The sequence below is a fragment of the Rhizobium sp. Leaf341 genome, assembly GCF_001424325.1.
Classification (GTDB): domain Bacteria; phylum Pseudomonadota; class Alphaproteobacteria; order Rhizobiales; family Rhizobiaceae; genus Ferranicluibacter.
Genome location: NZ_LMPE01000002.1, coordinates 296,406 through 318,258, shown reverse-complemented (window position 1 = coordinate 318,258; position 21,853 = coordinate 296,406). Strand labels below are relative to the sequence as shown.

The following is a 21,853-nucleotide window of genomic DNA, read 5'->3' as shown; positions in this document are numbered from 1 at the left end:
ATAGGGCAATCGGTGCCAAACTGCGACGATTCACGTGAAACGCCGCCAATAGGACCTTGTCTTGGGAGATATGCATGAACCTCATTCGTACGGCCATGCTTTTGGCATTCATGACCGCACTGTTCATGGGGATCGGTCTCTTGATCGGTGGTCGTGGCGGCATGATGATCGCGTTGCTGATCGCGATTGGCATGAATGTCTTTTCCTACTGGAATTCGGATCGACTGGTCTTGCGGATGTACGACGCCCAGGAGGTCGACGAACAAAGTGCTCCAGAATATTATGATATCGTGCGCGACCTTGCCGGCAGGGCGGGGCTGCCCATGCCGCGTGTCTATGTGATCAACAATCCTCAGCCGAATGCTTTTGCAACGGGACGAAACCCTCAGAATGCGGCGGTGGCCGCATCGACGGGACTTCTGCAGGCACTGACCTATGACGAGGTCGCGGGGGTCATGGCGCACGAGCTTGCACATGTGCAGAACCGTGACACCTTGACCATGACACTGACCGCCACCTTGGCAGGTGCAATCTCCATGCTGGGCAACTTTGCCTTTTTCTTTGGTGGCAACCGCGACAACAACAATCCGCTCGGTTTCATCGGTACGCTTGCGGCGATGATCATCGCGCCCTTCGCCGCCATGATGGTGCAAATGGCGATCAGCCGGACACGTGAATATGCCGCGGACCGGCGCGGGGCCGAAATCTGCGGACAACCCCTAGCGCTTGCCTCGGCCCTCCGAAAGATCGCAGGTGCGGCGTCCCATGTTCCGAATGCTGCCGCCGAGCGAAATCCGGCAACGGCACACATGTTCATCATCAATCCTCTATCGGGCGAGCGGATGGACAATCTGTTCTCGACGCATCCGGCAACAGAAAACCGGATTGCCGCGCTTGAAGATATGGCGTCGCATGTTCCTGATCTCTCGACGCGCAGCGCGATGCCTGCTACGGCGACGCGAAAAGCGCGGTCGGTTCCCAGCACAGGATGGGGACGAGGCCGCTCCGATCCTTCAAAGGGCCCGTGGTCTTGATGACAAAGAAGAACACCGATTCGGCAACGCAACGATCAGTTAGATCCGCGCCGGGCCCGCAGAAACCAGGCCTTTTGGCCCGACAGGCAGCCGCCAAGTTGCTTGGCGCCGTTATCGAGAAAAAGATCTCGCTCGATGGAATGTTGGATCCTGTCGGAGGCAATCCTGCTTATCGACAGCTTTCCGATATTGACCGCACGCTCGTCAAAGCCATTCTTCACACGGCTCTACGACACCTGCCGCGGATCGAGTTTATGCTTGACCAGCTCCTGAAGACCCCTCTGCCCGAGGGGGCACGGGCTTTGCATCATCAGCTTGTCGTTGCTGCGACCCAAATTGCTTATCTCGACATTCCCGATCATTCAGCCGTCGACCTTGCGGTGGAACAGGCCAATGCCGATCCCAGAAATCGCCGGTTTGCCAGTCTCACAAACGCGGTTCTCAGACGTCTTTCGCGTGAAAAGGCTGAGCTTCTTCGAATCGCAGCCGAAACGACACCGTCTCTTCCTGACTGGTACATGAAGCGACTTACGGCAGCCTACGGCGAGCACCAGGCTCAGCACATTGCTGACGCCCTTCTGGAACCAGCAGCGATCGACATCACAGTCAAATCCGACGCGGAAGGATGGGCGAAGCGTCTCGGTGGAATCGTCCTGCCCACCGGCAGTGTGCGTCTCGCAGCGTTTCAGGGGACCGTCTCTGACCTTGACGGATTTGAAGATGGCGAATGGTGGGTTCAGGACGCGGCCGCGTCTCTGCCGGCGAAACTCTTCGGCGACATCTCTGGCCAGCGTGTCGTTGACCTCTGTGCTGCCCCTGGCGGCAAGACGGCGCAGCTGATCGGTGCGGGAGCAAAGGTAACAGCGCTCGATCAATCCGCGACACGGCTGAAAAGGTTGAACGGGAATCTTGAAAGGCTGGGTCTCTCAGCCGAGACGCTCGAATGCAACATGGCGGATTTTCGTCCGGAAACATTGTTCGACGCAGCCCTGCTCGATGCGCCCTGTTCCTCCACCGGCACCATCCGTCGTCATCCAGACGTGCCTTATACCAAGAGTCCTGAAGATATCACCAAGCTTGCAGGCCTGCAGGAGCGGTTGCTGCGGCATGCGCTGACCGTGGTAAAACAGGGTGGGATCGTGGTCTTTTCAAACTGCTCGCTCGACCCTGCCGAGGGCGAAGCTATGGTTGCCCGTGTTGTTGAAAACGGCGGCTGCGAGCGTGTGCCGATCAAGCCTGGAGCATTCCCGGGTCTCGAAGATGCCGTGACGGCTCTTGGGGAGCTGCGCACCACACCGGCGATGCTTCCTGCTCGCGATGGCGTTGCCGGGGGGCTGGACGGCTTTTATGCCACAGTCCTGCGTAGATCGTTGTAAGGACACGCTTTCTGCGTCTTCAATGTAAGCGTTGGCTACGTCATCCACTGGCGCAGTCCGCGGAAACACGGCACTGTGTCCCAATCGTGAACGGCCCTCAGGGTCGTCGCAACGGGGCAGGGCTGCAATTCATTCATGCGAATGTCGGACAATCGATGGCTGATCTATCTCTACGCCAGGGAAGCTTGGTGGCGCGTGTCGCGCCGCCTTGTTCTTGGGCGGGTGTCGTTCCTGCGCTTCTCCGGTAAAACCCCGGATCGATTGATCGTTGCCCCCACGGATCTGAGGGTGATCGATCCTCATGTTGCCAGTGAAATCGTTGCCGGGCGTTTCCCGCTTGCCGGGCGTATTCTGGAAACGGATGGCGAGTCGCCGTTTGAAGTGGACCTCCCCTCCCGGGAGTTTGCTGTCCGCCTGCATACGTTCAGCTGGGCCCGGCATATCAGGGCCCTGTCAGCGGAAGACGATCTTGCCCGGTCCCGCCAGCTTGTCAGCCGTTGGATGGCCACGCACGGGCGCCTCATGAAAGGCATCGCCTGGGAGCCAGACGTCGCGGCTCAGCGGCTGATCGCATGGCTTTCGCATTCACCTGTCATCCTGAAGCAGGCTGATCATGTCTTTTATCGGCGTTTCCTCAAAAGCCTGGCCGTCCATGTACGTTATCTTCGGCACGTGGCCGATGCGGTGCCGGACGGCGAGGGGCGGCTGCGCGTGCGGGTGGCCATTGCCTTTGCGAGTGTTGCCATGCCGGCTTCCGGGTCAGCGATCCGGCGGGCTGCGCGTCACCTCGACCTAGAGCTGGATCGTCAGATCCTGCCCGACGGCGGGCACGTCTCGCGCAACCCGCGGATTGCTCTCGATCTTCTTCTGGACTTGCTGCCGCTCCGCCAGACCTATGTCAATCTCGGCCACGACGTGCCTGTTCGGCTGATCCCTTCCATCGACCGGATGTTCCCCGCTCTGCGCTTCTTCCGTCATCAAGGCGGCGAACTCGCGCTGTTCAACGGTGCAACGTCTGCGCAGGCGAACGAGCTCATGTCGGTCTTGCGCTATGACGAGACGGCCGGCCAGCCGTTCAAGGGCCTGCCGGACAGCCAGTACGAGCGGCTCGCGGCAAAGGATGTCGTCGTGGTGATGGATACGGGCCGTCCGATCTCGGCGGCCCTTTCGCGCAACGCACATGCCGGCTGCCTCTCGTTCGAGCTGTCTTCCGGGCGTCATCGCTTCATCATCAATTCCGGCGCGCCGCGCTTTGCGGGCGAGCGCTATCGGCAGATGGCGCGTTTGACAGCGGCGCATTCCACCGTGACCGTCGAGGATCGATCGTCGGCCCGGCTCTCGACATCCGGTTTTCTGGGGCCCATCGTCACCGGCGGGGTGAGCGAAGTCGTGGTAAACCGGTCGGCCGGCGACGGCGGCGACACCGTCGTTGCCCGCCATAACGGCTATGTTGGCCCCTTCGGATTGATCCACGAGCGGGATCTGAGCCTCAACGCCACGGGTACGACCTTGCGCGGGCGGGATCGGATGATAACCCCAGAGGGCGCGGATCCCGATCCTCAGCACACGGCAACCGCGGTTGCACGGTTCCATATTCATCCTTCGATCACCATCCGCCGTGTCGATGCAAACGAGATCAGGCTGGTTGCACCGGACAATGACAGCTGGGTGCTCACATGCCGCGACGGCGACATTGCCCTGGAGGAAGACATCTTCTTTGCCGACCCTTCGGGTTTGCGAAAGACGCAGATGCTGACGATTGGCTTTTCCGCCGGACATCAGCCGGAAATTCAGTGGATCCTCTCCCGACGGACCTGAGGCGCTTTCTCGCGGCAAGGACGCACTAGGATTCCGATGAAATGGCGGCTGGCTTTGATCAGCTGCGGTTTCTTCGCGGCTCCAGCTGTGCTAACGCCAGCGGCATCCGGCCGGCCGGGCTTTCGCGTGCCCTCCGGCTTCCCTGCCCCTCGCCGCCAGGAGCCTGCCATGGCCGTTGCCTCCAAGAACATCCCAGCCTCCGACCGCGTTGCCCTGCGTACCGCGCTCCTCTCTGTGTCCGACAAGAGCGGTATCGTCGAGCTTGCCCGCGCACTGCATGAAAAGGGCGTGGCGCTTGTCTCGACAGGCGGTACGCACAAGACGCTGTCGGACGCCGGCCTGCCGGTCCGTGATGTGTCGGAACTCACGGGCTTTCCCGAAGTGATGGATGGCCGTGTCAAGACGCTGCATCCCGGTGTGCATGGCGGTCTGCTCGCGATCCGTGACGATGCCGAGCACGTCGATGCCATGAACCTTCACGGGATCGCCGCGATTGATCTGGCCGTCATCAACCTTTATCCGTTCGAGGATGTGCGAGCCAAAGGCGGCGACTATCCGACGACCGTCGAGAATATCGATATCGGCGGGCCTGCCATGATCCGCGCGGCGGCGAAGAATCATGCCTACGTCACCGTCATCACTGATCCTTCGGACTATGAAACGTTGGTCGCGCAGCTCGATGGTGAGGCTACCACGACCTTTGCCTTCCGGCGCGAGATGGCGGCCAAGGCCTATGCGCGGACGGCCGCCTACGATACGGCGATTTCCAGCTGGTTTGCCGAAGTGCTGGAAACCCCCATGCCGCGGCATCGCGTGATCGGCGGCGTGCTCAAGGAGGAGATGCGCTACGGCGAAAATCCGCACCAGAAGGCGGCCTTCTACGTGACCGGAGAAAACCGTCCGGGCGTCGCCACCGCAACGCTCCTTCAGGGCAAACAGCTTTCCTACAACAATATCAACGACACGGATGCCGCCTTTGAACTCGTGGCCGAATTCCCGCCTGAGGCAGCGCCAGCCTGCGCAATCATCAAGCATGCCAATCCCTGCGGCGTGGCGACGGCAACAACGCTGGTGGATGCCTACCGCCGCGCCCTTGCATGCGACAGCACATCCGCCTTCGGCGGCATTATCGCGCTGAACCAGGAACTGGATGGCGCGACCGCGGAGGAGATCGTCAAGCTCTTCACCGAGGTCATCATTGCGCCTGCGGTGAGTGATGAGGCGAAGGCGATCATTGCCCGTAAGGCCAATCTGCGGCTTCTGGTCACCGGCACCCTGCCCGATCCGCGCCTGCCCGGCCTGTCTGCCAAGACGGTGGCCGGCGGTCTTCTCGTCCAGACGCGCGACAACGGCATGGTCGAGGATCTCGAGCTCAAGGTCGTCACCCGTCGCGCACCGACCGCGCAGGAACTGATCGACATGAAGTTTGCGTTCAAGGTCGCGAAACACGTCAAGTCGAACGCGGTGGTCTATGCGAAAGACGGCCAGACGGTCGGTATCGGTGCCGGTCAGATGAGCCGCGTCGACTCGGTGCGGATCGCCGCGATCAAGGCCGAGGAGGCCGCACGGGCGCTGGGCTTGGAAAAGCCCTTGACGATCGGATCGGCCGTTGCGTCCGAAGCCTTCCTGCCGTTTGCAGACGGGCTTCTCTCTGCCGTCGCCGCAGGGGCCACGGCGGTTATCCAGCCGGGTGGCTCGATGCGCGACGACGAAGTGATCGCCGCTGCCGATGAAGCCGGTGTCGCCATGGTCTTCACCGGGATGCGTCATTTCCGTCACTGAGCGGATCGGGCGGTAAGATCCGCCCGTCAGACGCCGATGCCTAGCCTATCCGGTCGCCTTTGTCGGCCGGATAGGGCGTCATCAGGAGCACGAGCAGGCCGATCACGAGGAACGCGATCAGCGCCATCATCCCGACGCGCGCGGAACTCGTCACCAGCGTCAGCGTCGCAACACTGGCCGGCGCCAGGAACGAGGTTGCGCGTCCCGAAAGGGCATAGAGGCCAAAGTAGCGGCCGGCTTCCTCGGGTGCGACACTGCGAGCCAAGTAGGAACGGGCCGAAGCCTGCACCGGTCCGAAGGCGATGCCGACCAGCAGGCCGAAAACGATATAGGCTTTCTCCGCAGCCGTTCCGAACAGGCCACCGCTGTCCGCCGTCGAGAACGTCAGCAAGCCGAACAGCGTAAAGCCCGGGCCTGTCGAGACAATACCGATCGTGGCGACGATCAGGCTCAGCAGGCTGAGGACGACGATGGCCTTCGAGCCGAGCGCTGTGTCGAGGCGGCTCGCGACGAGGCAGCCGGCAATTGCCACTACGTTAAGGAGGATGCCGTAGAGGCCGAGCTCCAGTGTCCGCCAGGCGAACATGCCGGCCGCAAAGGTGCCTCCCAAAGCCACGAGCCCGTTGACGCCGTCCTGGAAGATCATCCGGGCGATCAGGAATTTCAAAATGCCCCGTCGCTCGCGGAGGCCGAGAACCGCGCTTTTCAGGTCCGCGAGACCGTCTCGGATCGCCCTGCCCGGTGACGTCGTCATTTTCGGCGCGTCCGGCGTGAACAGGAACATCGGCAGGATGAAGAGCGCATACCACGCAGCGGAAAGCGGCCCCGTGATGCGAGCGTCTGCGCCGGTGGCGGGGTCGAGACCAAAGAGTGGTGCGATACCGAGAACCGTCTGTCCCGTTTCCGGGCTTGCGGCGAGAAGAGCCACGACCGCGATCAGGACGACCATCCCGCCGAGATAGCCGATCCCCCAGGCGATGTTCGAGATCCGGCCGGTCTCCTCCGGCGGGACCAGGCGCGGCATCATGCTGTCGTTGAACACAATCGAGAACTCCGCCGCGAGCGACGCCAGGACGATGCAGGTAAAGGGCAGGATCAGAGAGGATCCCGGAACTGCAAACCAGAGCATCGAGAGGGCGGAGATCTTGACGATTGCAAAGCCGGCGATCCAGGGTTTTCTGGCGCCCGTCGCGTCTGCAAGGGATCCGAGAACCGGCGACATCACCGCGATGATGATGCCGGAAACGGTCAGCGTGTATCCCCACATGGCCTGTCCCGCCGCTGGATCCTCTGTCAGGCGTGAGACGAAATAGGGGCCGAAGATGAAGGTGATGACGACGGTGAAAAAGGGCTGGGCTGCAAGGTCGAACAGCATCCAGCCCCAGAGGCCCGCGCGGCCGGCTCTGGTTCGGCGTTCGGGCGCGGGCGCTTTCGCCACCGTTTTGACCATCATCTGGCCCGGTCTTCGGCAAGGTCGCTCAAGAGGCCTGCGGCAACGGTGATCTTCGCAAGCGTCGTCTCCCCCTTCTCCGTCATCTGCGTCAGTTGCGACACGACACGATTGAAGCGGTCCGCATCTCCTTCCTGCCAGGCCAGCACCGGCTGCTCCTCGTCCTTGCGCTGCGTCAGGGCGGCAATGGTGATGGCGCGACGGGCATCGGCGATATCGCTGGTGCTGCGGGCGAGCGCCATGGCCTCGAAGGGATCGGTGGTAATGATGCGCTCGGCGGCCGCGAGCAGCCGGCCGACCTTCAGACTCTGCGTCACCGCGAAATAGCTCTGCGCGGTTCGGCCGAGCGACGTTCCGGCTACCGATGAAATCTGCATGATTTCCGGTACGAGCGTGATGAGGACGAGCCGTGAGATATCCTGTGCCAGTTCTTGGGGAACACCCTTGTCGATCAACGCCGCCGTCCGCGCCTCGATTTCCGCCACAGCCTCGTCCGGCACGGCGCCATGTGCGGCCGTCGTGAGATTTTCCAAGGCTTTGCGCAGCGTATCGATCGCCTGGGCCAGAGGCCCGGCACTGGCCCGGGTTCTCAAGGTTCGCTCGGTGACGATGGCGAAGATGCGGCTGACATCCTGATAGAGTTCGTTCTGCACCGCGCCCGGCACCTTGTTGTCGAGCGCGTCAATCGCCTTGTACAGGCGCGGCAGGTCGTATCCGTCGCGCGTCAAAACGGCTGCCTTGACGACATCGGCCGGAAGGAAGCCTGTCTGATCGATCAACGTGGAGACGAAGGCCGGTCCGCCCCGGTTGATGACGTCATTGCAGAGAAGCGTGGCAATGATTTCGCGTCGCAGACGGTGGGTCTCGATATCGCCCTGGTGTGGCGTCCGCATCTTTCCTGGGAAGTAGCCGATCAGCGTCTCGTGAAAGTAGGGATCGTCCGGCAGGTCGCTCTCGACGATCTCGTCGAACAGAACGATCTTGGCATAAGAGAGAAGCACACCGATCTCTGCCCGGGTCAGTGCCTTGCCCGATTGATAACGCTCGCTGAGCGCGCTGTCGCTTGGCAGAACCTCGACCTTGCGATTGAGCAGTCCTTCCGCTTCCAGCCGTGTCATCAGGCGGGAAAGAGAGGTGCGATTGGCGGCGCCTTGCATCTCGGTCAGCGAGATGGCGAGTGATTGCTGATAATTGTTGTTGAGGACAAGGGCGGCGACCTCGTCGGTCATCGAGGCAAGCAACGTGTTGCGCTTGTCGCGCGTCAAACGGCCGTCGCGCATGGCAGAGGCCAGCGCAATCTTGATATTGACCTCGACGTCGGATGAGTTCACGCCGGCCGAGTTGTCGATGGCATCGGAGTTGCATCGGCCGCCGGCAAGGCCAAAGGCGATGCGGCCGCGTTGCGTAACACCGAGATTGGCGCCCTCACCGATCACGCGGGCGCCGACCTCGTCCGCAGAGATCCGGATCGGATCGTTCGCCCGATCGCCGACATCGGCATCGCTCTCTGTCGGGCCGCGCACATAGGTTCCGATGCCGCCAAACCAGAGCAGATCAACACGCGCCTTCAGGATGGCGGTCATGATCTCGAAGGGCGTTGCCTGGGTTTTCTCTAGCCCGATCGCCGCTGCCGCCTCCGGCGTGAGCCTCACGGACTTCTCCGTTCGCGGAATGATCATCCCCCCCGCCGAGAGTGCAGAGCGGTCGTAATCCTGCCAGCTGGAACGGGGCAAAGCAAACAAGCGCTCGCGCTCGGCGAAGGATGCGGCGATATCCGGATCGGGATCGATGATGATGTCGCGATGGTCGAATGCGCCGATGAGACGGATCTGGCGCGACAGCAGCATGCCATTTCCGAAAACGTCACCCGACATGTCACCGACCCCGACGACGCTGAAGGGCGTTGTCTGGATGTCGATGTTCATTTCACGGAAATGGCGTTTGACGGTCTCCCAGGCGCCACGTGCCGTGATCCCCATCTTCTTGTGGTCGTATCCGGCGGAGCCGCCGGACGCGAACGCATCGTCCAGCCAGAATCCGGCGTCCTGCGCCAGTCCGTTGGCCGTATCGGAGAAGGTGGCGGTTCCCTTGTCGGCGGCCACCACGAAGTAGGGATCGTCGCCATCCAGCCGCAGCGTCGCCTCGGGAGGCACAATCTGCTGATCGACGATATTGTCAGTGATCGACAGCATGGTGCGGATGTAGGTCTTGTAGGCCTCGGTGCCGACCCGGAAGATCTCGTCGCGCGCACCGCCGGCGGGCAGCAGCTTGGGGAAGAAGCCACCCTTGGCGCCGACAGGAACGATCACAGCGTTCTTGACCTGCTGCGCCTTGACGAGCCCCAACACCTCGGTGCGATAATCCTGGGCTCTGTCCGACCAGCGCAGGCCGCCGCGCGCAACCTTGCCGAACCGCAGATGCACACCTTCCACCTCTACGCCGTAGACAAAGATCTCGCGGAAAGGCCGTGGCTCCGGCAGGCCGTCGAGGAGCTTCGGATCAAATTTGAAGGCGAGCATGACACGAGGCTCGCCGGCCTCGTCGCGTTGGAAGTAGTTGGTGCGGAGCGTGGCCAGCACGGCGTTCATCATCCGTCGGAGGATGCGGTCCTCATCGAGGCTCGGTACGGCGTTCAGCGCCTCCTCGAGGCTTGCCTGCAGCTCGGTGACCGCGGTCGATCGCGCCGGCTCCTGCGTCTGTGGGTCCATCCGCGTCAGGAAGAGGCGGAAGATGGCGGCGGAAATCTCGGCATATTTGTTGAGTGTCTCGGCGATCAGGCCCTGAGAGTAGGGAATGCCGACCTGACGAAGATAACGGGCATAAGCGCGCAGCACCGTCACGTCGCGCGCATTGAGGCCTGCCAGCAAGATGAGCCGATTGAACGCGTCATCCTCGATCCTCCCTGTCCAGGCGGATAGAAAAGCTTCCTCCAGAAGCGGCCCCATGGACGAGACGTCGAGCGTCTTCCCGTCGCGGTGGATCAGCTCCATGTCGTGGAGAACCACAAGCCGCTCGCCGTTTTGGTCGGTAATGGACAGGTCGTGCGTCTGCTCGCTGATGACACGAAAGCCAAGGTTTTCGAGCAAGGGCACGCGTTGGGAAAGAGAGACGGCGCGGTCGGCGTGAAAGATCTTCAGTTCTAGGCGATCCGCGTCCGCATCCTCTGCGGTCTCCGATCCGCTGGCCTGCGCGATGTCTGCCTTGCGACGCTCGTAGAAAGCAATACGGATCGGGTCGTCTGTTCGTACGGCAGCAATATCCGGCAGGTCGGCATAGGCTTCGCCGGGCGTGAAAGCTGCCTGGTACCCCTCGGTCACGTTCAGCGCGATCCCGTCGCGGCGGGCAAGCAGATGGAAGCGATCGGACCACCGCGTCACGATATCGCGCACGGCATCCTCAAGCACGTTCTGGGCAATGCGTGGGGTTGCCCCACCGGAACGGCCGATGATGAAGTGGACGCGTGCTAGACCGCCGGCCGGAAAGGCCGGATAGTATGCGGACACACGTCCTTCGTAGAGGTCCTTGAAGAGGTCGCCGATGCGTTCCCGCACGCGGGAATCATACTGTTCACGTGGGACGTAGACAATAATGGAGACGAAGCGGTCGAAGCGATCGATGCGCGGCAGGACGCGAACACGGGGGCGATCGGCCAGTTCATTGATCTGTTCGCAGAATGCCTGCAACTCCTCGACGTCGATCTGGAAAAGATCATCGCGCGGATAGGACTCCAGAGTGTTGATGAGCATCTTGCCGGAGTGGCCATGGGGGTCAAAGCCGAAATGCTCGATCACCCGTCGGACCTTCAGCCGCAGCATCGGGATATCGGAGGCTGAACGCGTATAGGCCGTGGAGGTGAAGAGCCCGACGACGCGCAGCTCGCCGATGACGTTGCCCTTAGAGTCGAAACGCTTGATGCCGATATAATCCATATAGGCGCGGCGATGAACGACCGCCTTGATGTTTGCCTTGGTGACGATGAGGAAATCCGGCCCCTGCAGGAAAGCAAGGATTTCCGGCGTGGTAACCACGGCATCGTGTCCCTGGCGAAGGACGCGGACATTGGGATCGGAAAGGATGCCGAGGCCGTGCCCCGTGCCCCGATCGAGCGTGGCATCCTCTCCATCGCCGGAATAGCTGTATTCGCGCATCCCGAGAAAGGTGAAGTTGTCGTCGCGCAGCCATTTGAGGAAGGCAAGGGCTTCATCGCGGTCGGCCTCGCGCTTGTTTGCGGCATGCCTTTCCAACTCGCCCATGGCTTCGCCCAAAAGCGTTTTCATCGGCTCCCAGTCTCCGACAGCCTGATGGACCTGGGTCAGGACGGTCTCAACCGCACCGATCAGCGCCTTGGCCTCTTCGGGAGACAGATGCCGCAGATGAATCTGGATGTGGCTGACCCGGTCGGCCGGATCGCTCGCTTCCTCGGGATCGAACAGGATGGGTTCGGAACCCTCGGATACGACGAGGATCGGATGAACGGCCAGCAACAGATCGCGGTGCCGGCTGGTGACTTCTCCCATGACCGAATCGTACAGGAAGGGCATGTTGCGATCGGTGACGCAGAGAACCGACACCGCTGTTCCGCCGGATGTGTCGCCTTGGAGATCGGTTACGGTCACGCGCGACGTGTCTCTTCGACGTGCCTTGATCTCCGAGTAGGCGTGAACGGCGGCGGCGGCCAGCATGCCGGCCTGGGAGGCCGCCATGTCATCAGGGCTTGCGCGTCCAAAGAGAACCGCCGGCGACAGGAAAGACTCGCCGAGGCGTTCGGCCATCTGTTCGATGTCGCTGATCAACCGGGTTTTCTTCGGATGATGTCGTGTGCCCATGGTTTTGCGTCCTCCGACCGTTGTTTTTCCCTGAACCTAGCAGAAGAATTCGCTTTTGCGACCGGAAAGCCCGCCGGTTTCTTCCAAACCGTCGACGGGGCCGGCGCATGGTCCCGATCTCCCTCCCCTTCCCAGTTGACAGCGGCACGACCGTCAGGCGATCTGTCGGGGCGCGCCCGAACGAAAGGCCAGCTGCATGTCCGAGACCGCCGCCGGTACCGTCATCGTCATCTCCAGCCATGTTATGCGCGGTTCGGTCGGCAATCGTGCGGCTGTGTTCTCGTTGGAGATGCTGGGCTTTACGGTCTGGGCCGTGCCGACGGTCGTCATGCCCTGGCATCCCGGCCATGGCCGCTCGACGCGGATGGCGATCGATCCCGACACGTTCGATGCCATGCTCGGCGAACTGGCGGCGTCGCCCTGGATCGGAGAGGTCCGCGCTGTGCTGTCCGGATATCTTGGGAATGCACGGCAGATCGAAGCGGTCGCCCGGTTGGTGGAGACCCTCAAGGCCCGCAATCCGGACCTTCTCTATGCCTGCGATCCCGTAATCGGCGACCGGGGCGACCTCTATGTCCCGGAGGCCGTGGCCGTTGGGATCCGGGACAGGCTGATCCCCTTGGCAGGACTGGCGACGCCGAACCGGTTCGAACTCTCCTGGCTCTCAAGCGCCGCGCTCGACAGCAATGCGGCTATCCTCGACGCGGCTCTCTCGCTCGGACCGTCGCGGATGCTGGTCACATCGGCCGTCGCGATGATGAGTGGAAGCACGGGCAACCTCTATCTTTCCGGACATGACGCCCTGCTCGCGGAGCACCGTCTGGTTGACAATCCCCCCAACGGAACAGGCGACCTGATGGCGGCGCTGTTTCTCGGCAGACTTCTGGACGGCCAGAACGAGGAGAAGGCGTTGCAACTTGCGACCGCGAGCGTGTTCGAGATGGTCGCGCGCTCGGCACGCCGGGGGGCGGACGAACTGACATTGCAGCAGGATGCGCATTGCCTGACCGGCCCAATGTCACTTGTCCAGATGCGGCGACTGATGCATCCGGCCCAGACCCGCAAACGCTAACGGTCCCCGAGGATTCCGCTTTCCATGTCGCACGTTAACCGACCTGCCGCGATGCTCTTGCCTCTTCGCACCATCGCCGTTTAAACACGGGACAGCAAAAAGGGCACAGGCATATGTACAGTTTTCCAGAGCACCTGCTCGGCGGCTATCAGAAGTTCATGAACGGCCGTTTTACCGAGCAGCAGGCCCGCTACAAGTCACTGGCTGAAACCGGACAGCAGCCGAAAACACTCATCGTCGCGTGCTGCGATTCGCGCGCGGCGCCGGAGACGATCTTCGACAGTGGTCCCGGTGAACTTTTCGTGGTGCGCAATGTCGCCAACATGGTTCCGCCCTATGAGCCGGATGGCCAGTACCATTCGACATCAGCAGCGCTCGAATTCGCCGTCCAGTCGCTGCGCGTCAAGGACATCGTCGTCATGGGCCACGGCCGCTGCGGCGGTATCAAGGCCGTGCTGGATGCGGATGCCGAGCCGTTGTCCCCCGGTGACTTCATCGGCAAGTGGATGAATATGCTGAAGCCGGCGGCAGAGCAGATTGCCGGGAATGCCATCATGACGGCAGCTGAGCGCCAGCGTGCGATGGAGCATGTGTCGATCCGCAATTCGATCGTCAACCTACGAACGTTTCCCTGCGTGCAAATCTTAGAGCAGCGGGGCAAGTTGCAGATTCACGGCGCGTGGTTTGACATCTCGACGGGAGAACTCTGGGTCATGGATCCAAAGTCGGGCGATTTTTCACGCCCTGGGACATGATGCCAGGCACCGGATCTAGGACATGAAAAAGGCTGCGCGGGTCTGACCTTCGCAGCCTTTTTCATGTCGGTATAGACAAGCCCGGACTGTTTGCCGGGCCTGTCGCGCCTTGTGATCAGCCGTCGATATCTGCAGCGATCTGGGCGATGGCCTGCTGATAGACACTCGCCGCGTTCCAGCCCTGAATCGCGCCGAAATTGGCTTGGCCCGGCTGGTAGCCGCCCCCTGCCCGCCATCCGTGGCCGCGCAGGAAGTTTGCGGTCGATGCCAGCGCGTCTGCCTTGGACCGGACCATATCGACATGGCCATTGCCGTCGCCATCGACGCCGTACTTCACCACGTTTGCCGGGAGGAATTGCGTCTGGCCGATTTCACCATGTGCCGCACCGCGGGCGTCCGTCGAGAGGTCGCCGCGCTGGACCAGCGTCAAGGCTGCATAAAGCTGGTCCGTGAAATAGTCGGACCGGCGGCAGTCGTAGGCAAGCGTCGACACGGCAGAAAGCGTATGTTCCTTGCCCATGAAGCTGCCAAAACCGGTTTCCATGCCCCAGATCGCAATCAGCGGTCCGGCCGGCACGCCATAGCGCTGCTCGATCGAGGCGAAGAGCGCCGCATTCTGCGCCTTCATCTTCTTTCCGCGCGAAACGATGGCAGCACCGCCGCGCTTCTTCATGAATTCGTTGAGCGAGAGCTTGAAGCTCTTCTGGCCGCGGTCGGCACGGATGGTGGCCGTGTTGTAATTCACATTGGCAAAGGCGCGGTCAAGAACGGCGGGGCTGATGCGACCGGACGCCTGTTGCTTGAAATCCTGCACCCAGGCGTCAAAGCCGGCAGATGTATTGCCGCAACTGGCGGCGAAGGCAGCCTGCGGAACGAGGGCGGTGGCTGCAGCCAGTGCAAGCCCTGCCAGTGCGAACGTCTTCTTCAGCATAAAATACCCCGTAGCCCTACTTCTGATGGCCGACAGCCTCGCTTTTGGGCAGAGGTAGCGCCTTGATGTTTCACGTGAATCCGTCCGCAAGCGTTCGTCTTCATATCTTCCCGAGGCCCGCCGTCCGTTTACGGTCGGCGGGTTCTTTTCCTAGCTGCAATGCTGTCAGGCAGCCTGCTTCTTGGCCGTGATCAAACCGCGCGCCACCAAGAGCTCTGCGATCTGGATGGCGTTCAGCGCTGCACCTTTTCGCAGGTTATCGGAGACGACCCAGATGTTGAGACCGTTTTCGACGGTCGCATCTTCACGAATGCGTGAAATATAGGTCGCGTCTTCGCCAGCGCTTTCGTAAGGCGTGATGTATCCACCGTTTTCATGCTTGTCGATGACAAGGCAACCCGGGGCTTCGCGCAAGATGTCGCGGGCCTGATCGGCCGTGATTTCGCTCTCGAACTCGATATTGACCGATTCCGAATGACCGATGAAGACAGGCACGCGAACAGCCGTGCAGGTGACCTTGATCTTCGGATCAAGCATCTTCTTGGTTTCGGCCAGCACCTTCCATTCTTCCTTGGTATAGCCGTCTTCCATGAAGCTATCGATGTGCGGAATGACGTTGAAGGCAATGCGCTTGGTAAACTTCTTGCTTTCCACCGGATCCGCGACGAACACGGCGCGGGTCTGGTTGAAGAGCTCGTCCATGCCATCCTTCCCGGCGCCGGAAACCGACTGGTAGGTGGAGACGACGACGCGCTTGATCTTTGCGAAATCGTGGAGCGGCTTCAGGGCAACCACGAGCTGCGCCGTGGAGCAATTCGGATTGGCGATGATGTTGCGCTTGGTAAACTGGGTAATCGCGTCGGGGTTCACCTCTGGCACGATCAACGGCACGTCGGCGTCGTAGCGCCACGCTGAAGAGTTGTCGATGACGACACAGCCCTGCGCGCCGATCTTCGGGGAATACTTCAGCGAAACCGCGCCGCCCGCCGACATCAGGCAGATATCGGTGTCGGAGAAATCGTAATTCTCGAGATTCTTGACCTTCAGCGTCTTGTCACCAAAAGACACTTCCGTACCGTGCGATCGGGCAGACGCCAGCGCAACGACTTCATCTGCGGGGAAACCGCGTTCGGAAAGGATGTTGAGCATTTCGCGCCCGACATTGCCGGTGGCGCCTGCTACGGCGATCTTAAAACCCATTGTCTTGCTCTCTTTCTCTTCTCTCCGCGGAAGCTGGGGGAGAAACCCGGATCGCCTGGGGCGCGGGCTTCGCGTCCCCGGCCGTGCCGGGGAGAGAGCGGTGGGCCAGAGACGTCAGACGGTTTTCGTCGTCGTTTTGGCCGTGTTTGCGAAAAGTGCGGACAGGGACTCACGCGCTCTTGCCGGAGCAAGACCGTCGGCGCGACTGATGATGGACATCCGAAGAAGCATGAATCCTTCCCTTTCCGCTGCTGCTCATATTCATTCGGTCGATAAAGTCAAGGTTTTTCATGGACAGAGCCGTGCTGGTCGTCCGTGTTCTTAGACGAAAGTCATAAGCCGAAAGCATCGCTGCCCGATGGGCATACGATCTGCCATTCTTGTCCATCGGTGCACCGGTAAGCGATCGAGGAGGATCGGCGGCATGCACGTGTTCTGGGAGGACGACAGCAATGGCAAATGTGACATCCGTGGGCCGGACGAAGGCCGCACCGATGACCGGGGAAGAGCGAAAGGTCATTTTCGCCTCGTCGCTCGGCACGGTGTTCGAGTGGTATGACTTCTATCTCTACGGTTCGCTTGCCGTCTATATCGGGGCGACCTTCTTCAGTCAGTATCCGGAAACAACGCGCAACATCTTTGCATTGCTTGCCTTCGCCGCCGGCTTTCTCGTCCGCCCGTTCGGGGCTCTCGTCTTTGGGCGGCTGGGCGATCTTGTCGGGCGCAAGTATACCTTCCTCATCACGATCCTCATCATGGGTCTCTCGACCTTTCTCGTCGGCATCCTGCCGGGTGCCGCCTCGATCGGCATCGCAGCGCCGATCATCCTGATTATGTTGCGCATGCTGCAGGGGCTTGCGCTGGGCGGTGAGTATGGGGGGGCCGCGACCTACGTCGCCGAGCATGCGCCGCATGGCCGGCGCGGTTATTTCACCTCATGGATCCAGACCACGGCCACGCTTGGCCTGTTCCTGTCGCTTCTCGTCATTCTCGGCGTCCAGTTCGCCGTCGGCAAGGAAGCCTTTGCGGCCTGGGGCTGGCGCATTCCCTTTCTGGTCTCCGTCGTGCTTCTCGGCGTGTCCGTCTGGATCCGCGTAAAGATGAACGAGTCCCCGGCCTTCAAGAAGATGAAGGCGGAAGGCAAGACATCGAAAGCGCCTCTCAAGGAGGCCTTCGGGACGTGGAAGAACGCCAAGATCGGCATTCTCGCGCTGTTCGGTGCCACCATGGGTCAGGCCGTGGTCTGGTATTGCGGCCAGTTCTATGCGTTGTTCTTCCTGCAGAACATCCTGAAGGTCGATGGCCAGTCCGCCAACATCATGGTCGCCATCTCGCTCCTCATCGGTACGAGCTTCTTTGTGATCTTCGGCCTGCTTTCCGACAAGATCGGCCGTAAGCCGATCATCATGGCCGGGCTCCTGCTCGCCATGCTGACCTATTTCCCGTTGTTCAAGGCGATGACCTGGACCGCCAACCCAGCGCTTGCCGAGGCGCAGGCAACCGTCCGTGCAACGGTAACGGCCGATCCGGCAGATTGCACCTTCCAGTTCAATCCAACGGGTACGGCGAAGTTCACGACGTCCTGCGACGTCGCGACCGCCTTCCTGACGCGGAATTCCGTGCCTTACGACATCGTGCCTGGACCGGCGGGACAGGCTGCGAGCGTGAAGATCGGCGATGCCACTGTTCCGAGCTACGACACCGTGGCCGCCGGCGCGGATGCAAAGGCAAAGGCTTCGGCCTTCGAAAAGGGTATCAACATGGCCCTCCACGACGCGGGCTACCCGTTGCAGCGTGGTGCAGCGAAGGTGCCAGAAAGCAAGCTCGACGGTTTCGTGGCCGCCAATCCGGAACTCGCGCTCGACTCTGCAACGGTCCGCGCATCCGCTCCAGCAACGATGACGGCGGACGAACTAGTGTCTGCCAAGCTGCTGACGGCTGAAGAGGCCAACGGCGTCACCGCGATGCCGGTCTATACCATCGCCAACGGCGGCACGTATTCGATGGTCGCCGACCCGCAGCGGGTCAACTGGATCGGGACGATCGCCATCCTGACAGTGCTGGTCATCTATGTGACGATGGTCTACGGGCCGATCGCTGCGCTTCTGGTCGAACTCTTCCCAACCCGCATCCGGTATTCGGGCATGTCCCTGCCCTACCATATCGGCAACGGCTGGTTCGGAGGCCTGCTGCCGGCCATGGCCTTTGCGATGAGCGCTGCCAAGGGCGATATCTATTACGGTCTCTGGTATCCGATCATCTTTGCAGGCATCACGCTGGTCATCGGTCTGCTCTTCCTGCCGGAAACCAAGGATCGAGACATTCACGCGATGGATTGAGTCTCCTCGATCTCCGAACCCGGCGGGCTTTCCCCGCCGGGTTTTTCGTCAGACGTCCCCGTGATCCGGGAATTGCGTTTTCGGGCGCGGCCAGCCTTTTTCGTCGAGGCGGAACACCCGGTTCTTCCGGGCGAAAAGGAAGGCGATCATCAACGCGCTCCACAGGCCGACCAGCAGGCCGGCGGCCACATCGCTCGGATAGTGCGCTCCAACGACAACACGCGTGACACCGATGGTGAGCGCCCCCAGCGCAAACAGAAGCCGCAGCCGCGGCACCAGCATCGCAAAAGCGCCGAAGAAGGACCCGACGGCGGCAGAGTGTCCGGACGGGAAGCTCTGAAACAGCCAATCCGAGGAAAAGGGGGTCAGGCTGTAGGCACCGAGATCCACAAAGCTTTCGGGGCGAGCGCGGCCGATGAAGAACTTGAGGATATGCACCACGGCGCTGGCCGTGCCGATCGTCACAAGGAAATAGAGCGACAGGCGCCGTGCCGCCCTCGCCTTCTCGGCAAAGCCGTGGCTGCTGACGACACGTGCAAGAATATAGGCAATGATCACCAGGGCTGCCGAGCCGTAGATCATCCAGGCAAAGGTGCCGAAATCCGTGATGCGCGCATTAAAGGCGACGAAGGGTTCCGGCAGCGCTTGAGCATATTGCGAAAGGTGCGGATCGAACGGCACAAGGGCAGCGACAAGAAGGACGGCGCTTAACAGCAGCCACACTGAGGAGGAAATCGGCCTGTTCATGGTGATCCTTTCGGTTTCGCTTCATGTGTTTTCGCTTCTGCTGAAGTCAACCTCAGGACATGAAAAAGCCCCGGTTCCTGACAGGTACCGAGGCTTTTGGCGTTTCTATTTAGGGGTATCAGGCGGCAAGCGCTTTGAATTCGGCAAGGATGGCATCACCCATGTCGGCGGTGCCGACCTGGCGAGCGCCCGGCGCCATGATGTCGCCGGTCCGGATTCCTTGATCAAGGACGTTGGCGATCGCCTTTTCCAGGCGGTCGGCTTCGGAAATCATGTTGAACGAGTAGCGCAGGCACATCGCGAAGGATGCGATCATGGCAATCGGATTGGCAATGCCACGACCGGCAATGTCGGGCGCCGAGCCGTGGACAGGCTCATACATGGCCTTGCGCTTCCCGGTCACGCCATCCGGAGCTCCCAGGGAAGCGGAGGGCAGCATGCCGAGCGAACCGGTGAGCATCGAGGCCACGTCCGACAGCATGTCGCCGAACAGGTTGTCGGTGACGATGACGTCGAACTGCTTGGGCTGACGCACGAGCTGCATGCCGCCGGCATCCGCCAGCATGTGGTCCAGCTGGACGTCCGCATATTTCTCCTTGTGTGTCGCGGTGACGACCTGGTTCCAGAGGACACCGGACTTCATCACGTTGCGCTTCTCCATGGAGCACACGCGGTTCGAGCGCGTCCGGGCGAGTTCGAAAGCGACGCCCGCGATGCGCTCGATCTCGTAGGTGTCATAGACCTGCGTATCGATGCCGCGCTTCTGGCCGTTGCCCAGATCGATGATCTCTTTCGGCTCGCCGAAGTACACGCCGCCCGTCAATTCGCGCACGATGAGGATGTCGAGACCTTCGACCAGTTCGGGCTTCAGCGAGGACGCGGCCGATAGCGCGGGATAGCAAATGGCGGGGCGCAGATTGGCGAACAGCTGCATGTCCTTGCGCAGGCGCAGGAGGCCCGCTTCCGGACGAGCCTCATAGGGCACATTGTCCCACTTCGGGCCGCCGACGGCGCCGAAGAGCACGGCATCCGCGGCCATGGCCTTCGCCATATCGGCGTCCGAGATGGCAGCACCATGGGCATCGTAGGCCGAGCCGCCGACAAGACCCGTATCGGTGACAAAGCCTGCACCCGCTTCCGTGTTCATATGCTCGATGATCTTGACGACCTCGGTCATGGCTTCCGGACCGATGCCGTCACCCGGCAGAAGGAAAAGTGTGCGCGTGGACAAGGAGGCCTCCCAATGACGTTGTCTGTGGCTTTGACGGAAACGAACCCGATTGCGGGATCGCGCGACAGGCCGGTTCCTTAACGCATGTCGCCTGGCAGGAAAATGGCACTTTGCCAAGAATAAGACCTGTCCTGTCAGGTTTTGGCAGGCGCCGCCGTAGCGAGACCTCCAAGCCAGTCCAGATAGCGCGCATAGGCGAAGTGCAGTCCGATGCCGACAAGAACGAACAGGGTGCCGAGAAGCGGATTCTTCCCGGTCACGAACAGGAGCACCTGGCCGATCATGGCAAGGATCGTCCCGAAGATGAAGATCGGAAGAGAGTGCCGGCCAATCAGGACCAGGGGGTGATCGAGGCGGAGGCGTGACAGACGATTGAAGATGGGCGAGATCGCAAGAAGATACCCTAGCGCGAGGACGTGGAGTAGCCGGGTCAGCGACAGGAAGGTCTTGTCGAACCCCGTGAGAACAGCGGGCAGGCCGAAGGAAAAGTCAATCGACCACCAGGACAACAGAACCCAGGCGCCGGATATCCCGACATAAAGGGCCGCAATCGAGACGAGTGCCGGATGGCGCGGCAGGGATCGGCCGGCGCGGCTGCGCATCATGGCGACGAGGCCGATGGCAAACAGAAGCTGCCAGGAAAGCGGGTTCAAAAACCAGTAGTTATGGTCGAGGAAGTTGATCGGAACGATGTGGAAGACGCCCGCAACGAGCCAGAGAAGCGAGGACAGCCCAAGAAGAAGAGCACGGCTCATGTTTTGCAGCAGCAGCATGCCCGGAAGCATGAGAAAGACAACGGCATACATGGACAGGATGTTGTTGTAGCCGAACTGGTGGCCGAGCAGCACCATGGCAACCACGCCCTGCTCCGTATTGTCGACCAACGGGCGAATGTTGATCTCGCCGATCAAATCCTGCCTTTGAAAGTAGAGTGCGCCGCCAGCGAAGATCGCGAGCGTGATGATGCTCGACATGATGTGGGCGATATAGAGCGTGAACGCGCGGCGCCAGATGCGCAGGCTGAGGGCCAGCCGGTTGCCAGGTCGAAACTTGCGTCCATAGGCAAGGCCGGCCGAAAGTCCCGAAATCAGGACAAAGGCCTCGGCCGAATCCGAAAAGCCGAAGTTCTTGCTCGTGATATATTCGAGATACTGACCCGGCACATGGTTGATGAAGATCATCAACAGACAGATAGCCCGATATGTATCCAGTCGCGTGTCGCGCTCGGCCGGCACGGGAATCCCGCTTGCCGTCCGATTGGTAAGCGGCGATGGCATCGGCTGCAGCAAGGG

At 61.3% G+C, this 21,853-nt stretch carries 14 protein-coding genes; 7 read left to right on the top strand and 7 right to left on the bottom strand.

Annotated elements, in window-relative coordinates:
* The first annotated feature begins 74 nt into the window (after positions 1-74).
* The 4 genes from htpX to purH all read left to right on the top strand — a co-directional run bounded on the left by htpX (position 75) and on the right by purH (position 6,010).
* Positions 75-1,034: a zinc metalloprotease HtpX gene (gene htpX / locus ASG03_RS01350; protein WP_062477408.1), complete on the top strand. Its 960-nt coding sequence runs from the start codon at positions 75-77 to the stop codon at positions 1,032-1,034.
* Positions 1,034-2,410, top strand: coding sequence for an RsmB/NOP family class I SAM-dependent RNA methyltransferase (locus ASG03_RS01345; protein WP_062477411.1), 1,377 nt, complete (start codon positions 1,034-1,036; stop codon positions 2,408-2,410). The genes htpX and ASG03_RS01345 overlap by 1 nt, the downstream gene beginning before the upstream one ends.
* Before the next feature lie 135 nt (positions 2,411-2,545).
* Positions 2,546-4,228: a heparinase II/III family protein gene (locus tag ASG03_RS01340; RefSeq protein ID WP_062691637.1), complete on the top strand. Its 1,683-nt coding sequence runs from the start codon at positions 2,546-2,548 to the stop codon at positions 4,226-4,228.
* A gap of 168 nt (positions 4,229-4,396) precedes the next feature.
* Entirely contained in the window at positions 4,397-6,010 is a 1,614-nt protein-coding gene (purH, locus tag ASG03_RS01335; RefSeq protein WP_062691635.1) for a bifunctional phosphoribosylaminoimidazolecarboxamide formyltransferase/IMP cyclohydrolase, read from the top strand.
* Between the two features lie 40 nt (positions 6,011-6,050).
* Here purH and ASG03_RS01330 read toward each other — a convergent pair whose 3' ends face one another.
* Both ASG03_RS01330 and ASG03_RS01325 read right to left on the bottom strand, forming a co-directional pair.
* Positions 6,051-7,460, bottom strand: a complete 1,410-nt coding sequence (locus tag ASG03_RS01330; protein ID WP_062691795.1) for an MFS transporter — start codon at positions 7,458-7,460, stop codon at positions 6,051-6,053.
* Positions 7,460-12,286, bottom strand: a complete 4,827-nt coding sequence (locus ASG03_RS01325) for an NAD-glutamate dehydrogenase (RefSeq protein WP_062691633.1) — start codon at positions 12,284-12,286, stop codon at positions 7,460-7,462. The genes ASG03_RS01330 and ASG03_RS01325 overlap by 1 nt, the downstream gene beginning before the upstream one ends.
* Positions 12,287-12,482: 196 nt before the next feature.
* On the opposite strand from ASG03_RS01325, the gene pdxY reads away from it, so the two are divergent.
* Both pdxY and ASG03_RS01315 read left to right on the top strand, forming a co-directional pair.
* Entirely contained in the window at positions 12,483-13,358 is an 876-nt protein-coding gene (gene pdxY / locus ASG03_RS01320) for a pyridoxal kinase PdxY (protein ID WP_062691631.1), read from the top strand.
* A gap of 113 nt (positions 13,359-13,471) precedes the next feature.
* Entirely contained in the window at positions 13,472-14,113 is a 642-nt protein-coding gene (locus ASG03_RS01315; RefSeq protein WP_062477428.1) for a carbonic anhydrase, read from the top strand.
* Positions 14,114-14,228: 115 nt separating this feature from the next.
* Here ASG03_RS01315 and ASG03_RS01310 read toward each other — a convergent pair whose 3' ends face one another.
* Positions 14,229-15,044 carry a lytic murein transglycosylase gene (locus tag ASG03_RS01310; protein WP_062477431.1) on the bottom strand — a complete coding sequence of 272 codons (816 nt, stop codon included), beginning with the start codon at positions 15,042-15,044 and terminating at the stop codon, positions 14,229-14,231.
* Between the two features lie 165 nt (positions 15,045-15,209).
* On the bottom strand, positions 15,210-16,244 hold the full coding sequence (locus tag ASG03_RS01305; protein ID WP_062691629.1) for an aspartate-semialdehyde dehydrogenase: 1,035 nt from the start codon (positions 16,242-16,244) through the stop codon (positions 15,210-15,212).
* 452 nt (positions 16,245-16,696) lie between these two features.
* On the opposite strand from ASG03_RS01305, the gene ASG03_RS01300 reads away from it, so the two are divergent.
* The gene (locus tag ASG03_RS01300) at positions 16,697-18,583 is read left to right on the top strand and encodes an MFS transporter (RefSeq protein ID WP_062691627.1); all 1,887 of its coding nucleotides are present in this window, start codon (positions 16,697-16,699) and stop codon (positions 18,581-18,583) included.
* Between the two features lie 48 nt (positions 18,584-18,631).
* Here the strand turns inward: ASG03_RS01300 and ASG03_RS01295 are convergent, their stop codons facing one another.
* The 3 genes from ASG03_RS01295 to ASG03_RS01285 all read right to left on the bottom strand — a co-directional run bounded on the left by ASG03_RS01295 (position 18,632) and on the right by ASG03_RS01285 (position 21,838).
* On the bottom strand, positions 18,632-19,330 hold the full coding sequence (locus ASG03_RS01295; RefSeq protein WP_062691624.1) for a phosphatase PAP2 family protein: 699 nt from the start codon (positions 19,328-19,330) through the stop codon (positions 18,632-18,634).
* Positions 19,331-19,448: 118 nt separating this feature from the next.
* Positions 19,449-20,561, bottom strand: a complete 1,113-nt coding sequence (gene leuB, locus ASG03_RS01290; RefSeq protein ID WP_062691623.1) for a 3-isopropylmalate dehydrogenase — start codon at positions 20,559-20,561, stop codon at positions 19,449-19,451.
* 134 nt (positions 20,562-20,695) lie between these two features.
* The gene (locus ASG03_RS01285) at positions 20,696-21,838 is read right to left on the bottom strand and encodes an OpgC family protein (protein ID WP_062691793.1); all 1,143 of its coding nucleotides are present in this window, start codon (positions 21,836-21,838) and stop codon (positions 20,696-20,698) included.
* Between the last annotated feature and the right edge of the window lie 15 nt (positions 21,839-21,853).

Excerpts from the sequence above, each read along its gene's own strand:
- ASG03_RS01295 (WP_062691624.1), bottom strand. The coding sequence starts at position 19,330 with ATGAACAGGCCGATTTCCTCCTCAGTGTGGCTGCTGTTAAGCGCCGTC.
- ASG03_RS01305 (WP_062691629.1), bottom strand. The coding sequence starts at position 16,244 with ATGGGTTTTAAGATCGCCGTAGCAGGCGCCACCGGCAATGTCGGGCGC.
- htpX (WP_062477408.1), top strand. The coding sequence starts at position 75 with ATGAACCTCATTCGTACGGCCATGCTTTTGGCATTCATGACCGCACTG.
- ASG03_RS01345 (WP_062477411.1), top strand. The coding sequence starts at position 1,034 with ATGACAAAGAAGAACACCGATTCGGCAACGCAACGATCAGTTAGATCC.
- ASG03_RS01330 (WP_062691795.1), bottom strand. The coding sequence starts at position 7,460 with ATGGTCAAAACGGTGGCGAAAGCGCCCGCGCCCGAACGCCGAACCAGA.
- purH (WP_062691635.1), top strand. The coding sequence starts at position 4,397 with ATGGCCGTTGCCTCCAAGAACATCCCAGCCTCCGACCGCGTTGCCCTG.
- ASG03_RS01325 (WP_062691633.1), bottom strand. The coding sequence starts at position 12,286 with ATGGGCACACGACATCATCCGAAGAAAACCCGGTTGATCAGCGACATC.
- ASG03_RS01340 (WP_062691637.1), top strand. The coding sequence starts at position 2,546 with ATGCGAATGTCGGACAATCGATGGCTGATCTATCTCTACGCCAGGGAA.
- ASG03_RS01315 (WP_062477428.1), top strand. The coding sequence starts at position 13,472 with ATGTACAGTTTTCCAGAGCACCTGCTCGGCGGCTATCAGAAGTTCATG.
- ASG03_RS01300 (WP_062691627.1), top strand. The coding sequence starts at position 16,697 with ATGGCAAATGTGACATCCGTGGGCCGGACGAAGGCCGCACCGATGACC.
- pdxY (WP_062691631.1), top strand. The coding sequence starts at position 12,483 with ATGTCCGAGACCGCCGCCGGTACCGTCATCGTCATCTCCAGCCATGTT.
- ASG03_RS01310 (WP_062477431.1), bottom strand. The coding sequence starts at position 15,044 with ATGCTGAAGAAGACGTTCGCACTGGCAGGGCTTGCACTGGCTGCAGCC.
- ASG03_RS01285 (WP_062691793.1), bottom strand. The coding sequence starts at position 21,838 with ATGCCATCGCCGCTTACCAATCGGACGGCAAGCGGGATTCCCGTGCCG.